General features: G+C 65.0%; 11 protein-coding genes and 2 tRNA genes. 4 read left to right on the top strand and 9 right to left on the bottom strand.

Annotation, left to right across the window (positions count from 1 at the left end; all coding sequences use genetic code 11):
• The first annotated feature begins 47 nt into the window (after positions 1 to 47).
• Positions 48 to 2,375 (top strand): HD domain-containing phosphohydrolase, encoded by a 2,328-nt coding sequence (locus MARKY_RS11405; protein ID WP_169311730.1) that lies wholly within the window; start codon positions 48 to 50, stop codon positions 2,373 to 2,375.
• A 7-nt stretch (positions 2,376 to 2,382) separates the two neighbouring features.
• On the opposite strand, the gene MARKY_RS05280 is transcribed toward MARKY_RS11405, so the two are convergent.
• The 4 genes from MARKY_RS05280 to MARKY_RS05265 all read right to left on the bottom strand — a co-directional run bounded on the left by MARKY_RS05280 (position 2,383) and on the right by MARKY_RS05265 (position 4,415).
• Positions 2,383 to 3,078 (bottom strand): chromosome segregation and condensation protein ScpA, encoded by a 696-nt coding sequence (locus MARKY_RS05280; RefSeq protein ID WP_013703843.1) that lies wholly within the window; start codon positions 3,076 to 3,078, stop codon positions 2,383 to 2,385.
• A 2-nt stretch (positions 3,079 to 3,080) separates the two neighbouring features.
• Positions 3,081 to 4,073 carry a tryptophan--tRNA ligase gene (gene trpS / locus MARKY_RS05275; RefSeq protein ID WP_041657839.1) on the bottom strand — a complete coding sequence of 331 codons (993 nt, stop codon included), beginning with the start codon at positions 4,071 to 4,073 and terminating at the stop codon, positions 3,081 to 3,083.
• A gap of 75 nt (positions 4,074 to 4,148) precedes the next feature.
• Positions 4,149 to 4,236, bottom strand: a tRNA-Leu gene (locus tag MARKY_RS05270).
• A 91-nt stretch (positions 4,237 to 4,327) separates the two neighbouring features.
• A tRNA-Leu gene (locus MARKY_RS05265) sits at positions 4,328 to 4,415 on the bottom strand.
• A 179-nt stretch (positions 4,416 to 4,594) separates the two neighbouring features.
• Between MARKY_RS05265 and MARKY_RS05260 the strand changes: the two genes are divergently transcribed.
• The 3 genes from MARKY_RS05260 to MARKY_RS05250 are packed head-to-tail and all read left to right on the top strand — an operon-like array spanning position 4,595 to position 7,535.
• Positions 4,595 to 5,749, top strand: a complete 1,155-nt coding sequence (locus MARKY_RS05260) for an ABC transporter substrate-binding protein (protein ID WP_013703841.1) — start codon at positions 4,595 to 4,597, stop codon at positions 5,747 to 5,749.
• A gap of 57 nt (positions 5,750 to 5,806) precedes the next feature.
• Positions 5,807 to 6,715 carry a carbohydrate ABC transporter permease gene (locus MARKY_RS05255; protein ID WP_013703840.1) on the top strand — a complete coding sequence of 303 codons (909 nt, stop codon included), beginning with the start codon at positions 5,807 to 5,809 and terminating at the stop codon, positions 6,713 to 6,715.
• Entirely contained in the window at positions 6,705 to 7,535 is an 831-nt protein-coding gene (locus MARKY_RS05250; RefSeq protein WP_013703839.1) for a carbohydrate ABC transporter permease, read from the top strand. The genes MARKY_RS05255 and MARKY_RS05250 overlap by 11 nt, the downstream gene beginning before the upstream one ends.
• A gap of 56 nt (positions 7,536 to 7,591) precedes the next feature.
• On the opposite strand, the gene MARKY_RS05245 is transcribed toward MARKY_RS05250, so the two are convergent.
• From MARKY_RS05245 to MARKY_RS05225, 5 genes are read right to left on the bottom strand one after another with little or no spacing between them, the layout of a single operon-like run.
• Complete coding sequence (locus MARKY_RS05245) at positions 7,592 to 10,921, bottom strand: efflux RND transporter permease subunit (RefSeq protein WP_013703838.1); 3,330 nt, start codon at positions 10,919 to 10,921, stop codon at positions 7,592 to 7,594.
• Positions 10,918 to 12,114 (bottom strand): efflux RND transporter periplasmic adaptor subunit, encoded by a 1,197-nt coding sequence (locus MARKY_RS05240; protein ID WP_013703837.1) that lies wholly within the window; start codon positions 12,112 to 12,114, stop codon positions 10,918 to 10,920. Before MARKY_RS05240 ends, MARKY_RS05245 begins: the two co-directional genes overlap by 4 nt.
• Before the next feature lie 2 nt (positions 12,115 to 12,116).
• Positions 12,117 to 13,079 carry a TolC family protein gene (locus MARKY_RS05235; protein ID WP_013703836.1) on the bottom strand — a complete coding sequence of 321 codons (963 nt, stop codon included), beginning with the start codon at positions 13,077 to 13,079 and terminating at the stop codon, positions 12,117 to 12,119.
• The gene (locus MARKY_RS05230) at positions 13,076 to 14,344 is read right to left on the bottom strand and encodes a TolC family protein (RefSeq protein WP_013703835.1); all 1,269 of its coding nucleotides are present in this window, start codon (positions 14,342 to 14,344) and stop codon (positions 13,076 to 13,078) included. Before MARKY_RS05230 ends, MARKY_RS05235 begins: the two co-directional genes overlap by 4 nt.
• On the bottom strand, positions 14,337 to 14,771 hold the full coding sequence (locus MARKY_RS05225; protein ID WP_013703834.1) for a MarR family winged helix-turn-helix transcriptional regulator: 435 nt from the start codon (positions 14,769 to 14,771) through the stop codon (positions 14,337 to 14,339). Before MARKY_RS05225 ends, MARKY_RS05230 begins: the two co-directional genes overlap by 8 nt.
• Between the last annotated feature and the right edge of the window lie 78 nt (positions 14,772 to 14,849).

The following is a 14,849-nucleotide window of genomic DNA, read 5'->3' as shown; positions in this document are numbered from 1 at the left end:
TAACGCTTAAGCAGGTGCTTCAAGCCGTTGAAACTCCGTTTTTTATCGTGGAGAACACAAAAAACGGCCTTCGCCTCACGTACGCGAACCCCCCGGCGCAGCGTGTGCTGGCCTTGCCTTCTCCCGACACCCCTGAGGCCCTATCCCTGCCGTTGCCGGAAAGCCTCGCCGCGCACCTTCCGGAGATCGAGGCCGCCGCGCAAGCCGAACGCGCAGGGCATTTCACGTGGGTCCCGCCCTCCCTCGCTCCCCCCCAGGTCTACCACGTCACCCTCGTTCCACTAGGGGAAGGAGGGCTGCTGGCCTCGGCTCGTGACGTGAGCCAGCCACGCACCGTCCTCGAAGCGCTCCACCCCGTCAAAGCAGCGTTAGCTGAGGACGCCGAACCTACTCGGGTCTACCACGCCGTGCTGCACGCAGCGATGCAGGCTGTCCCCGGAAGCGAGGGTGGCAGCCTCTGGATCTGGGAAGGGGAAGCGTTTGTGTGCCGCGCAGCCATCGGGTTTCCGGACACCCTTCTCGGCACCCGCCTGCCGCGCACCCATCAGCTCGAGTGGTACGGCCAAGGTGAGGCCGCATTCCTCCAAGGTGCCGGGCGCATCCTGCCCTTCCCGACGCTGCACTGCCGCATTAGTGAACCGCTGATCGGTCGAACCCACGCGGCCCGCATCAAAGTAAACCTCGCCGTGCCTATCGTGTGGAACCACCAGGTGCGCGCCCTGCTGAACCTGGACGGCTTCACCACCCCCCGCGTCTTCAGCCCGGAAAGCCTCCAGATCGCCGAGCTGTTCGCCCGCGAGGCAGCCGCTTACCTCGCGATCCTGGAGCGCGAACGCACCCTCACCCGCCACCTTCACCTCCTGGAACACCTCATCGAAGCCCACCGACGGATCCGCAACGCCCGCACCCTAGAAGGCGCGCATCAGGAAACCCTCAAGACACTCCAGCGGTACACGAGAGCCGGCCAGGCGTTCATCGCCTGGCTCGACTCGGATCGTCAGGCACTCCAAGTGATCGCCTCGACGGACCCCCACACCCCTCCCGGCGCCATGATCGAGCCGGAAGGACTGGAGTGGACCACGACCGCGAACCGCCCCCCCCAGCCCTCCAAGCCTCCACGCCTCACCATCCCCATCACAAACGGCCAGCACGAGCATACCGGCGTACTCATCGTGCCCGCCCCCCCGGAATCCTTTACCTCCGAAGAGGTCGCCTTCATCCGCGCCACCGCGGAAACCCTCGGTCTGGCCGCGGAACGCATCGAAGCGCTCAACGCCGCGGAAGAACGCGCCGCCGCCTACAAACGCCTCCTCGAGTTCTCCTCCGAGCTCGAGATCATCGAGGACCCCGACGCCATCGCGCAACGCGCCCTCCAGGTCCTGCTCGAGGTCACGGCCTGCGAGACCGGAGTACTCTTCAGGGTCGAGGACCGCTGGGCGTACCCGCACCTCGTGCACGGAAAATACACGCGGGAGTTTCGCCGTTACTTCGAGACCCGAAAGCTCACGCTGGGGCGCGGCGCAGTCGGCATCGCCATCCAGGAGCGGAAACCGCTCCTGCTTCCGCATTACGACCGCTGGGCGCACGCCATCCCCGAGATGGTGCAGATCGGGTACAAGAGCGTCCTGGTAGAGCCCCTCTGGGTGGGCGACGCCCCCCTCGGCGCTCTCGCCCTAGCCTCCACCGCTCAGCACGCACACTTCACCCCGGAGCATCAAGCCCTCGCCCAGATGGTTGCCCGCCGCTTGGAGCGGGCCTTCGAACGCGTCGCGCATCTCGCGGACATCGAGACCACGCGCGAAGCCACCTTCCGCGCCCTAGGCATCGCCTTGGAACGGCGGGACTTTGAAACGCGCGGGCATACCGACCGGGTGGTGGCCCTCACCGCACAGCTCGGTGAAGCCCTTGGATTTCACGGCGCCGAACTCGAGGCTTTGCGTTGGGGAGCGTACCTGCACGATATCGGCAAGCTGGCCATGCCGGACGAGATCCTACTCAAGCCCGATAACCTGGTGACGCGCGAGTGGCACGTGATGCAAACCCACCCCGAGGTGGGGTACGAGATGCTCAAGGACATCCCCTTCCTGCCCGAGATCACGCGCAACGTGGTACGCTACCACCACGAACGCTGGGACGGGAGCGGCTACCCGGAAGGGCTCCAAGGCGAAGCCATCCCGCTCGAGGCCCGCATCTTCACCGTGGTGGACGTGTTCGATGCCCTCACGAACGAGCGTCCGTACAAGCCGGCGTGGTCCGAGGAAAAAGCCCTGGCCGAGATCCAACGTCAGGCGGGACGGCAGTTCGACCCGCGCGTAGCGCAAGCGTTCGTAGCCCTGCGACGCAGCGTCTCCTCCACGCGCTCCCGCTCCCTTTAACCGCCCCTCACGCCAAACGCTCTTCGAGCTCCACCTCCCGGCGCTCCACCTCGAGCTCGGCGAACGGCGCGGCTTGCTCGAGGTGCACCTTCCCTAATCGAAACGCCTCCAGCAAGGCCGCGAAGGTCACCGCGCGTTCTCCCCACCCCCTGAAGGGCAAGCGTTGAAAGACGAGCCGGGGCGTAAACGCCAGCAACCGCGCGATGCGGCGCCAAGCCTCCGGAATCCCGTAACGCTCCGGAGCCACCAGCACCTCCGCCTTGCGTCGAAACGCCCGCACGGCGCGTACGAGCCGCTCCGGCGCGAGCCGCGGCAACCGCGGGTCCGCCGGGAGGGGCGGCGGGCGCACGGGCAGCACATCGCGCCGTGCGCGGCTGCGGGCCTCTAGGAACGCCACGGCGCGCTCGAGCTCCACCAGCAACCCCACCACGTGCTCGGCGATCTCCGCCTCGGTGGATTCCTCCCCATCCCCCTCGGGATCCATCGTTTGGGGCAGCAACGCGCGCAGCTTTGCCTCCAAGAGCTCCGCGAGCAGGGGCAGCACCGCGCTTTTTGCGCCGAGGTCCAGGGCCTCGAGCTGCGCGAGCGCTTGCTGGATCAGACTCAGGATGGGCAGTTCCGCAGCGGGAATGCGCCCGCGTCGTAAGGCCTCCGCGAGCTCGAAGGCGTTTCCTTCGAATCCCGGGAAGGAAAGGTGGATCATGGCTAGGACCTAGGGCGCAGCAAGCCGATCGCCTGCCGCACCTCCTCCATCGTGGCTTGCGCTATGGGACGCACCCGCTTCGCGCCCTCCATGAGCACGTCCCACACGTAATCCGGATCCCGCCGGAGTTCCGCCGCGCGCGCTTGGATGGGCTCGAGGATCTTCATGATCTCCTGGAAGAGGATGCGTTTGATCACCAGGGTGCCCACTCCGGCCTGGCGGTACTCCTCCGCGAGGGCCTGCACCATCCCGGGCGGAGCCACGTACTTGAGGAAGGTGAAGACGGTGCTGCGCTCGGGTTCTCCGGGATCCGAGAGACGAATGCGCGCGGGATCGTCAGGAATGGTGCGGATCTTCTCCCAGATCTGCTTGGGGTCCTCGAGCAGGCCGATGGTGTTGCCCACCGATTTGGACATCTTGGCCTTCCCGTCGATGCCAGGGATGCGGGGAGCGTTCGGGTCCACGAAGGCTTGGGGCTCGGGAAAGATCTCCTTGAAGCGGCCGTTGAAGCGCCGCGCGATCTCGCGGGTGAGTTCGATGTGTTGGAGCTGGTCCTCCCCTACCGGCACGGTGTCCGCTTTGTAGATGAGGATGTCCGCGGCCTGGAGCACAGGGTACATGAGCAGTCCCGCCCCCACCGAGACCTGCCGGGCGGCCTTATCCTTGTACTGGGTCATGCGGGTGAGGTCGCCCACGGGGGTTTGGGTGGTGAAGACCCAGGCGAGCTCGGTGTGCTCCGGCACGTGCGACTGCACGAAGAGCGTGACTTTTTCCGGATCGAGGCCCGCGGCGATGTTGACGAGCGCAGCTTCGAAGGTGCGTTTCGCTAGAGCCTCGGGATCGTAGGGCACGGTGATCGCGTGGTAGTCCACGATGCAGAAGATCGCGTCCCGGCCGAGCTTCTCGCCGAGTTTGATCCAGTTGCGGATGGCGCCGAGGTAGTTGCCGATGTGGATTTCGCCCGACGGTTGGATGCCGGAGAACACGCGTTTCATAGAGAAAATCATATCAATCCCCTAGATCCGATGCGCCCCTAAGCAGCACTCCCCCGCTGCGCGCGGGGGAGGTTCTGGTGCCGGGAGTGGGACTCGAACCCACACGCCCTTGCGGGCACATGACCCTGAATCATGCGCGTCTACCAAATTCCGCCATCCCGGCAGACGCACTGATGATATTAGCCGTGCGGCTCGAGCTTGTCAAGGGGTGCGGCCTGACAAAACCTCCCCCCGCTGCACGCGGAGGGAGGTTCTGGTGCCGGGAGTGGGACTCGAACCCACACGCCCTTGCGGGCACATGACCCTGAATCATGCGCGTCTACCAAATTCCGCCATCCCGGCAGACGCACCCTCGATACTAGCGGTCCCTTCGTGTTTCGTCAAGCGTCCCCCGCCCCTTGCTGCGCTCCCAGCGTACCGCTCCCAAACTATGGCGAAATGTTCGGTGTATGCTAGAGTGGAAGCGGTGCCAAACTCATTGTAGTCGGTTGGCACAACGATCTGTTGGGAGGTGGTCAAGGATGAAGCGGCTCGTATGGATCGTTGTCCTGCTCGTAGGCTCGCTTGGACTAGCCCAGAAACTCACCGTGCTCGGACCCTGGTCCGGTGCCGAAGCCGATCAGTTCACCCCCGTGCTTGAAGCCTTCGAGAAGGAAACGGGGATTGAGGTGGAGTACCGCACCTTCCGCGCTGAGGACCTTGCGCAGGTGCTCCCCGCTCAGTTCTCGGCGCGCCGGACCCCGGGCGATGTGATCTTCATCTGGAACTGGTGGATCGAGCAGAACGCCCAGCACGCGGTGGATCTATCGGGGCTGGTGGACACGGACCCGTTCATCACGGACGCGGTCCGCGTGGACGGCGCGCTCGTCGGTCTGCCCTACGTGATGTCCGTCAAGCCCGGCTTCTGGTACCGGAAGTCCTTCTTCGAAGCGAACGGGCTCGAGGTGCCCACCTCCTGGGATGAGTTCGTGGCGCTGCTCGAGAAGATCCAGAGCATCCCGGGCGTGAAGAACGCGATCGCCTCCGGGGACGGGGTGGGCTGGCCCCTCTCCGACGTCACCGAACACTTCCTGGCTACCTTCGGGGGCCCCGAGCTGATCCACGACCTGATCGCGGGTAAGGTCTCGTGGGAAAGCGATAAGGTCCGGTCCATCTTCGAGGAGCGCCTGGTGCCCCTCCTCGAAAAGGACTACTTCAGCGACCCGATCGAGTGGACGCAGGCCGTGGACCTTTGGTGGAACGGCGATTACGGCCTGTACTTCATGGGGAACTGGATCACCGGGATGGTTGAGGACCCCACGGACCTCGGGGTGTTCCCGCTCCCGGGCGCTCAGGCCGTCGTAGCGGCCGCCGACTACCTCTTCGTACCCAAGTACTCGGAGAACGTCGAAGCGGCCAAACAGCTCGCGGCCTTCCTGGTCAGCAAAAAAGGCGTGGAGATCCGCGTGGCCAAGGGTGGCAAGCTCTCCATGCGCAGCGACGTGGGCCCCGAGTCCTACGCGGCCGCGGAGCAAGAACTAGCCCGCGCGCTCCAAGGGTTCGGCACCCTGCCTGACCTGGACGACTCCATCGGCGGCGCTTGGCAGCAGGCTTTCTGGGATCAGCTGAAACTCCTCTGGGTGCGTCCCGGGCGGTTGGGGGACGTTCTGCAAACCCTCGAGGAACGGCGCCAGTAACCCCCGGCTTCCCCGTCCCTCCCCCGGCGTGCCGGGGGAGGGATTCTCGGAGGCAACATGCGAAACGACCGAAGGGAATGGCTCACGGCCCTAACGTTCCTGCTGCCTGCGCTCCTGCTCATCGCGTTCTTCATCCTGTGGCCTGCCCTGGAAACCCTGCGCCTTTCCTTTTACAGCGAGGACGGGTTTGTAGGGCTCGCGAACTTCAGAGACGTCCTCACAGACCGCGACACCCTGAACCTGGACCGCTTCCCTACGCGCTTGCCCCCGTGGGGATCCTTGGTCAATAACGCCCTTTGGGTGCTGATTCACCTACCCCTCACGGTCATCCTAGGCCTCGCGCTCGCCGTACTCTTCAACAAAGTGCGGGGACTGTGGGCCAACCTAGCCAAGGTCGCGATCTTCCTGGGGATGGTCACCCCTCTCATCGTGGGCGGCGTGATCATCCGCTTTCTATTCGACGAAACCGCGGGGATCGTGCCGGCCTTGGCGCACTGGCTGGGCCTAGGGGAGCCGCTCGATAAGACGTGGACCGCCTACCCCGAGACCGCGCTTTTCGCGCTGATCCTGGGTTCCGTGTGGCTCTGGACGGGGTTCAGCATGGTGCTGCACTCTGCAGGGCTTTCCACCATCGATCCGGAGTTGTACGAGGCCGCGGAGATCGACGGGGCCACCGAGTGGCACAAGTTCTGGCGCATCACCCTGCCGCTGCTGTGGCCTGTGACCGCGGTCGTGATCGCGCTCACGCTCCTGTGGGAGCTCAAAATCTTCGATATCGTCTTCGTAGCCACCCAAGGTGGTCCCGGCGGAGCCTCACTCGTGCTGGCCTTGCAAATGTATCTCATCGGCTTCCGGGAACTCGACCCGTACCGCGCCGCAGCTGTAGCCACGCTGCTCACGCTGGTCAGCCTGGTCATCGGCGTGTGGTTTGCTCGTAGAACCGTGGGGGTGGGTCGTGAAGGGTAAACGCTGGAGTGCTCTCATCGTGAGTCTACTGGCCTTCCTGGTGGGCCTTGTGTGGATCGTGCCATTCATGGGCGTGCTCATGTCCGCCCTTCGACCCCAGGAAGAGATTCTCTACGGGTGGTGGAACCTACCCGCGACCTTCTCATTCGATAACTTTGTCAACGCCTGGAACCACCCCACGGCCCCCCTCTCCCAAGGGGTGAAAAACTCCCTGCTCGTAGTCATCCCCTCCACGCTCATCCCAGTATTCATCGGGGCGCTCGGGGCTTACGGTCTGGAACGATTCCGTCTACCTGGGCGCGGCCCCATCCTCATGGTGATCGCCTTGTTGCTCGCCATCCCGCAACAGATGGTCGCCGTGCCGCTGTTCCGTTTCCTCAACAGCCTCGGCCTACTCGACACCTACACCGGCCTCGTCCTCGCGCACAGCGCCTGGGCGCTCCCCTGGATCATCTTCTTCCTCCGGGGCTACCTGACGAGCCTGCCCCGCGAACTCGAGGAAGCTGCAGCGATCGACGGAGCGAACCGGTACCAGACCTTCTTCCGCATCGTCCTACCGCTGATGACCCCGGCGTTGGCCTCGGTCTCCGCGTTGCAGGTCACCTGGACGTGGAACGACTTCTTCCTCGCTTTGGTGTTGATCTTCGATCCGGACAAGCTCGTCGCGACCCAACGCATTCCCCTGATGCGGGGACAGTACCACGTGGACTGGGGGCTTCTGAGCGCGGGGGCCGTCATCACCATGATCGTGCCCATCCTGGTCTTTCTGTTGCTCCAGCGCTACTATATCCGCGGCTTGATCGGCGGAGCCGCCAAATAGGCCTTACGCGAGTAGGCTCCCCGCCGTGGCGTCGGCCACGGCGGGGAGCCTTGCCGCTAGCTTCCCGCGGAATCCCCATCCAGCACAAGCGCCGGCTTCCGAACCCGCTCCTCCGCACGCCGGCCTTCAAAGAGATAGAAGGCCGCGGGAACCACGAAGAGGGTGAGCAGGGTGGAGCTCACCAGCCCCCCCAGGATAATCACCCCGAGAGGCCGCCGGTACTCCGCCCCTTCCCCCAACCCCAAAAGGAGGGGAAGGCTGATGATGAGCACGGTCAGGGTGGTCATCAGAATCGGTCTTAACCGCAACCGCCCCGCCTCCACAAGCGCCTCTTTAAGCGGCATCCTCTCCCGCAACTTCACGGCGAAGTCCAAAAGAAGCACGGCGTTCTTCGTCACCAGGCCGATCAGCATCACCACCCCCAGCACGCTGATCACATCCAGTCCCGTGCCCAACAGGTACGTGAGCCAAAGGGCCCCGACCAAAGCCAACGGCACGGTAAGGAGGAGGTAGAGGGGGTAGGTCCAGCTGTTGAACTGGCTGGCGAGCACCAGGTAATTCAGCACCAACGCCAAAGCGAAGGCCTGAGGGGCCAGCGTCACCAGGTCCTCCGTAAGGCTCGCGGTCCCAGCGGAGGAAAGTTCCACCCCCTCCCCCACCACCCCCGCTTCCCGGAGGAGGTTCTCGAGCTCCCGCTGCACCTGAAAGACCCCCGGCGCGTCCGGCCTTAAGTTGATGTTGATCCCCGCGGAGTAGGCCTGGTTCTGCCGCGCCACGCTGGTGGGCGCGAGCCGCTCCTCAAAGCGCCCCAAACTCCCCAAGGGAAGACTGCCCAGCACCGGGCTTTGCACGGGAAGGGCGAGCAAGGCGTTCTCGTCCTCGAGCTCCAGGGGGTCCAGCTTAACCCGGATGGGGTACTCCTCCCCCGCCCTTCGCGCCACCGCGGCTTCGGTCCCCGAGAGGTACGTGCGCATCGCTTGGGCCAGGTCGTACGGCGTGACGCCCGTGCCGGAGAGCCGCGCGGGATCCGGGACGAAAACCCGTTCGCGAGCCCGCTCCTCGAGGCTGGACTTCACGTCCTTTACGTACGGCCGTTCCGCGATCAACCGCACCGCTTCCCGGGTTCTCTGCTCCAAAAGGGCGGAGTCGGGCGCGGTGAGGACGAGTTGTAGGTCCGCGTCCTCGGTCTCCGGTCCGGTCTGGGCCTGAACGCGCAACTCCGCGTTCGGAATCCCTTGGAGGAACCGGCTGCCCTCTCGGGAGAAGCGCTCCGCGAGGGTGAGGATATCCTCCCGTTCGTGCTTGGGCTTCAGGACGATCACGAACTGCGCGCGCGAAGCGTCCACCACCTCCGTACCCCCGATGCTGCGCGCGCCCAGAGTGGTGAGGACGCGATCCACGCCGGGCTGGCCCAGGAAGTACCCCTCCAGCCTTCGACTCAAGCCGTCAGTTTCCTCAAGGGGAACGTCCTGGGGCAGAAGAAGTGTAGCGGTGAGCACCCCGGTGTCGGAGCGGGGCGTGAAGTTAAAGGGAATCCGGGGCAGCACAAACCCTAGGCTGAGGAACAACAGCCCCGCCACCCCCAGCACAAGCCCTGGCCGGGCCAACCCTCCCCGCAACCACCGCGCGTACCCTTCGGTCAGGGCGCGCAAGGCTCGCTCCGTGCCGAGAAACAGCACCAGGGTGACCCCTCCAGCCAGACCCAACCCCAAGCGCCCCAGGTAGCGAAGCCCGCCCAGCCCCAGAGGGTAAAGGGGCAGCAACAGCAGGTACACCCCTCCCAGACGCCACAAGATCCCTAGGGTCAACACCCCCAGGAAAAGCCCCCACACGGTCCGGAAGCCTCGCGCATACGCCCAAGCCAGGTCCTGGGGCAGCAAGCGCAGGGCCCGCAAGGCCTCCCCTAAGGTGGGCGGCTCAGGATCCGGGAAGTAAGCCAAACGCACGGTGAGGAAGAGGAAGGCCTCGAGCCAGCTGATGGCGATGGCCGCCGCCAGCACAAGCCCGAACTGCTGGAAGATCTGCCCTACGATACCGGGAAGGAAGCTGATGGGTAAAAAAACCGCGAGGAGGGAGAGGGTCGCCGCGGCCACAGCCACGCTCACCTGGCTGGCTCCCTCGAGCACCGCTTCAAAAGGCTTCTTGCCTTCCTTCCGAAGGCGGTCGATGTTCTCGGCCACCACGATGGAGTCGTCCACCACGATGCCCACCGCCACCGTGAGGGCCAGCAAGCTAATCAAGTTAAAGGTAAACCCCATCACCCCGAAGAGGATGAGGGCGCCGGAGAGGGTGATGGGGATGGCCAGGATCACCGAGAAAGCGGAGTTGAGCTGGCCTACGAAGACGAGCACCACAAGGCTGACCGCGAGCGCGGCGAGGAGCATCTCCCGGAAGGTGTCTTGTACGGCGGCCTCGATAAACCGCGTGGTGTCCGACGCCACCTGAACCCGGTACCCTGGCGGCAGGCGCGTCTCGGCCACGGCTTGCTTGACCCCTCGAGCCACGCTGACCGCGTTGGACTCGGGGGTCTTGAGCACCCCGAGGAGGATCCCCGGCACGCCGTTGAGGCGGGCCAGGCTCCTGGGATCTTCCTTGGCCAAAAGAACCCGCCCCAGGTCCCCCACCTTTAAACCCCGCACCGGATCCACGAGAATCCCGGCCACCTCCTCCGGGGTCGCTGGAGTGTTCCGCAAGGTATAGGTAACGCGCCGGTCCTCGTCCTCCAGGCTGCCCAGGGGAAGGTTTAAGCTGCTCGCCTGGATGGCTTGCACCACACGGGTGGGGCTCAGCGCGTAGGCGGCCAGCTTCTTGGGGTCCAGCAAGACCTGGATGGCTTCCTCCGGAACCCCGCTGATCCGGATATCCGCCACCCCGGAGACCAGCTGAAGCCTGGGCTTGAGCACCTCGCGCGCATAACGCCCCAGCCGGGCCAGGTCCTCCCCCGGCGCCTCGAGGAACAGGTAGAGGATGGGGGATTGGTTCGGGTCGAACTTTTGCACCACGGGTGCGGAGGCGTCTTGGGGCAGGCTACCTCGGGCCGCGGCCACCTTCTGGCTGACCTCCACCAGGGCCTGGTCCACGTCCACCTCTTGCTTGAACTGAACGAAGACCAGCGCGAATCCTTCCGTGCTGGTGGATCCCAGAACATCCACGCCCGTAAGGGTGGACAGCGCGTCCTCCAACGGCTTGGCTACCTGCTCCGCCACCTCCTCCGGCCCCGCTCCCGGGTAGGCCACGCTTACCGCCACCACGGGGATGCTAAAACGCGGCAGGAGCTCCACCCCCAAGCGGCTGCCCAGGATCAACCCCACCAACACCATGCCCAGAAAGATGGCGGTAGCGAACACCGCTCTTTTTAGGAAGAACGCCACCAGGGGGTTCCTCATAGCGCCTCCACCTTATCCCCATCCTGCAAGCTCTCCGGTACCGGGTAGATCACCCGAGCGCCTTCGGGCAGGCCCTGTACGACCACCCGGCCCCCTTGGCTCGCCAACAGCACCACCGCTGTTTTCTGCGCCCGGCCCTCCGCCATCACGAACACATAAGCCTGTCCGTTCTCGACCTTAAGGGCTCCGGCGGGAAGGAGCACCCCCTCGGCCAAGGGCATGCGGTAGCGAAGCTCCGCCGTTCCAGGTTTAAGCGCGCCTTCGGGCGCAAACACCACCTCCACCAGGCGGTTTTGGCCTGGGAGCCCGGTTTTTCGCACCAAGCGGGCCGGGTACCGTTTTCCGTCCTGCGCCAGTTCGAAGGATCCGTCCGGGGTGAGGAGCGCGGCCTCCTCCGGGGCCAAGTGGGCCTTGGCGAGCAGGCTCAAGGAACCCAGGCGAAAGGCGGGCTGTCCTGCAGCCGCGAACTCTCCCACCCGCACATAGAGCTCCATCACCTCCCCGGCGAAAGGCGCACGGATTCGCGCCTCCCTCAGGTTCCGTTCCGCCTGCCGCACCTGAAGGGCGGCCTGCTCCACCTGAAGCCGTAACAACCGTAGGTCATCCCCCCGGTCCAGCCGGTTGAGGGCCTCCTGAGCGTTTTTATAAGCCGCTTCCGCCTGCCTCCACTGGGCCTCGAGGTTGAGCAGGTCCAGCCGCGCCAGGGTCCCGGCTTCGTAAAGGGCTTTGGCCTCCTCGTACCGTTTCGTCGCGGCCTCCAAGGCAAGGCGAGCCGACTCCAGCTGCGCCAGGAGCACCGGGCGGTTTTCTCGCGCCTGAGCCTCGGCCCGTTCCAGGTTGGCCTGCGCCTGTTTCAGGGCCAAACGCGCGGCTTCTAAAGCGTCCTGGAAGGGTTGCTCGTCCAGCACCACCACGGCGTCGCCCGCCTCGACTCGAGTGCCCGGGTCCAGGGCCTGAACCACCCGTCCCGAAACCCCCGCGGCCACCCGGCTTTCCCGTTCGGGCTCTATCCGCGCTTGGGTCTGGCCTTCCCTGTACAGGGTGCCCCGCTCCGCCAGGACCGTACGCACGACCAGGGCCGGAGCCTCACGGGCCGTTTCCGGCGCGTCAACGGCGAGGGTGGAGGCGGTAGCTTTGGGTTTCGGCGCGCAAGCAATGAGGAGAAGGGGGAGGAACAGCACAACCTTGCGCATGGTCACCTCGTGGATAGAAGGTCGTAGTAGGCCTTCAGGTACGCGTGCTTGGCCTGCTCCAAAGCCAGCTCCGCCTGCTGCAGGTTCAGTTCTTGTTGCAAAAGGGAGAGCTGGCTGGCCAGTCCTGCCTGGAAACGCGCTTCCTCGGCTGCGTAGCGTTCCTGAGCGATCTTCAACGCTTCCTCCGCCGTCTTGACCCCTTGAAGCAGCGGCTCGAGCTGGGCGTACCGGGCCTCCAGCCCTACCTTTAGGGATCGCTCCAGGCTATCCAGGTTCGTGGCGAGGGTCTGTATCTGGTCCTCGAGGGCTTCGATCTCTTTTTTGGGGGTGAAGCTTTCGTCGAGCAAACCCCGCTGAAAACGGAGCCGCTCCAGGGACTGCTTGAGCTGCAATAGGTCGGCGTGTGCGGCCAGAAGTTCTGCAACGATCGTGGGTTCAGGCAAGGGAGGAAGCTCGGTAACGCTTTCCGGAGTCCAGGAACCCACCAAGTTGGCGAGGCTAGCCAGAGCGCTCTCCTGCCCCCGCCGGGCCTGCTCCAGGTTCTTGCGCGCTTCCAGGACTCGGTTTTGCGCCTCTAGTAGATCCAGGCTCGTGGCTCCGCCTCCGTTGTAGCGGATCTCCGCGGCTTTTAAGCTCAGCTTCGCCACCTCCAAGGCCTTCTCCGCCAAGCGCACCTGGAGGGTGGCCTCGAGGGCCTGGGTGTAGACGGTAACGATCTCCGCTCGCGCTTGGGCAAGGGCTTGTTCGAGCTGGGCTTTGGCTAGCGCAACCGCTTGCCGCGCCTGGAGCTCGGCGAGGGAGGTCCGCAAGGGATCCTGGAGCGTGCGCTCCAGATCCTTCGAGCGCGTCTCGTACTCCAGCCGGGCCGTGACCACGGCAGGGACCTCCGGTGCTTTTTGTAGGGCTTCGGGTAGGGACTGCGCTAGGGCAGGCGTGAGCAAAAGGACCAGCCAAACCGCTCTCATGGCATCACCTCCGGCAGAATCTCTCCGTAGAACTGGTACAACTCCAACGTGCGGTTTCTCAGGGCATTCTCCGCTTGCAAGCGGGCGAGTTCCGCTTGGAGAAGGGCGAGCTCGGCTTGCAGCACCCCCAAGGGGCTTTCTAAGCCTAGGGCCAGCCGCGCCCGGGCCTCCTCCAAGGTTTTGCGCGCGGCGTCTTGGCGTAACCGGGCGAGGGCTAAAGCCGCCTCCGCGTCCCGCAAGGCGTTCCTTAAGGTTTCCTCCTGAACCCGCGCCTGGACTTCCGCCGCCTGGAGGGCCCTTTGCGCAGCCTGCACCTGGGCCTTGGCCGCGTCCAAGGCGGCGAGCAGCGCTGGGGAAAGGGTCAGGGAAAGGGAGAGCTTCGCCTCGTCCGTACTCCGGTAACTCCCCCCACCCGGCACGGGAGTAGCGCTCCGGGCCGGGTCCTGACGGGTGTACGCTAGGGTGGGTTGGAAAGTGCGGGAGCTCAGGCTTAAGGAAATCGTGTCGTGATCGTTCGGGTAGAAGGAAAAACTGCCTTGCAGGGTGGGAAGGAGGTTTCGTTGCGCCGCGCTGTAGGCTACCTCAGCCTCCTCCACGCCCAAACGGGCCTCCTCCAAGCTCAAGGGCGTTCTTCCCTGGGGGAGAGGAATCTCGGGCAGGGGGACCTCCAGGTCCACCAGCCCTTCCACTGCTTGCCGGGCCAGCGCTACCCCTCGCTGGGCCTCGGCCAACCGATTTTGCGCTTCCTGCAAGGCAATCTCGGCCTCGCGGATCTCGCGCGGGCTCGCCTGGCGCGCCTTGGCGGCCTCCAGGGTTTTTTGGGCTAAGGCCAGCCCTTTCTGCGCCAGCGCCTCCGCAAGCCGGGCTTCCTGGTAGCGCCCGTACGCTGCCACCGCCTGGGCCTGCAAGGCCGTGAGGGTACGCCGGTAGGCCAGCTCCGCGCGCCGTAAAGCGATACGGGCCCTCCGCACCCCGTCCTCCGCGTCCCCAAAGGGGAAGGGGGTGAGCACCAACGCCACGGTAAGCCCCTGCGCCGTCTCCGGGAGGCTATCGCAAAGACGTTCCGGCGTGCACTCGTACCCAAACCGGGCGTAGCTGCCCTGGAGGTTCAAGGACCACAACGGGGCCTGCGCCTCGAGGTTTCGCTGGGCCGCTTGAAGGCTCGCCTCTGCCTGGAGGCGAAGGGGGTGTGCCTGGAGGGGAGCCAGTGCGGTCTGGGCCCACACAGGAAGGAGAAAGGGCAAAACCCCCCAGATCCTACGCATCATCCACCTCCGTGAGCTTGCGCAGTACGTCCCGGAAGGCGTGCAGCTCCTCCGGGCTTAAGCGGCTCAAGCGGCGGCCGTACACCTGGTGCCAGGCCGCCTCTATCCTGCGTTGCAAAGCCACACCGTTTTCCGTGAGGGTTAACAGTACCCGCCTGCGGTCCTGCGGGTCGAGCCGGCGCTCAATCAGTCCGGCTTCCTCCAAGGAGGCCAGGAGATGGGAGATCTGTGAGGGTTGGACCTCGAGGTGTTCGGCCAGGCGTGAGGGCAGGTTAATGCCCTCGGCTACAAGTTTGAGTACTTCAGCCTGCAGCCGGGAGAGGCCCTCCTGGGCAAAGATCTCCTTGGCTTCGGTGAGCAGAAGGCGCATGAGGGTGTACCCCAGCTGGGACAGCTCCTCCACCAGGTGCGCGGGCGGACTCTTCATATCCTTCAAATATATATGGGAATAAAATTCAAAAAGCGAGCTGAGCTACACACGCCCCCATGCCCGCTTACCGAGCCC

The sequence above is a fragment of the Marinithermus hydrothermalis DSM 14884 genome, from assembly GCF_000195335.1.
GTDB classification, from domain to species: domain Bacteria; phylum Deinococcota; class Deinococci; order Deinococcales; family Marinithermaceae; genus Marinithermus; species Marinithermus hydrothermalis.
This window is presented reverse-complemented; position numbering and strand designations above follow the sequence as displayed.

What these genes read in the sequence shown, in the direction of transcription:
- MARKY_RS05280 (WP_013703843.1), bottom strand. Translation starts at nt 3,078, where the DNA reads ATGATCCACCTTTCCTTCCCGGGATTCGAAGGAAACGCCTTCGAGCTC.
- trpS (WP_041657839.1), bottom strand. Translation starts at nt 4,073, where the DNA reads ATGAAACGCGTGTTCTCCGGCATCCAACCGTCGGGCGAAATCCACATC.
- MARKY_RS05260 (WP_013703841.1), top strand. Translation starts at nt 4,595, where the DNA reads ATGAAGCGGCTCGTATGGATCGTTGTCCTGCTCGTAGGCTCGCTTGGA.
- MARKY_RS05255 (WP_013703840.1), top strand. Translation starts at nt 5,807, where the DNA reads ATGCGAAACGACCGAAGGGAATGGCTCACGGCCCTAACGTTCCTGCTG.
- MARKY_RS05245 (WP_013703838.1), bottom strand. Translation starts at nt 10,921, where the DNA reads ATGAGGAACCCCCTGGTGGCGTTCTTCCTAAAAAGAGCGGTGTTCGCT.
- MARKY_RS05240 (WP_013703837.1), bottom strand. Translation starts at nt 12,114, where the DNA reads ATGCGCAAGGTTGTGCTGTTCCTCCCCCTTCTCCTCATTGCTTGCGCG.
- MARKY_RS05235 (WP_013703836.1), bottom strand. Translation starts at nt 13,079, where the DNA reads ATGAGAGCGGTTTGGCTGGTCCTTTTGCTCACGCCTGCCCTAGCGCAG.
- MARKY_RS05230 (WP_013703835.1), bottom strand. Translation starts at nt 14,344, where the DNA reads ATGCGTAGGATCTGGGGGGTTTTGCCCTTTCTCCTTCCTGTGTGGGCC.
- MARKY_RS05225 (WP_013703834.1), bottom strand. Translation starts at nt 14,771, where the DNA reads ATGAAGAGTCCGCCCGCGCACCTGGTGGAGGAGCTGTCCCAGCTGGGG.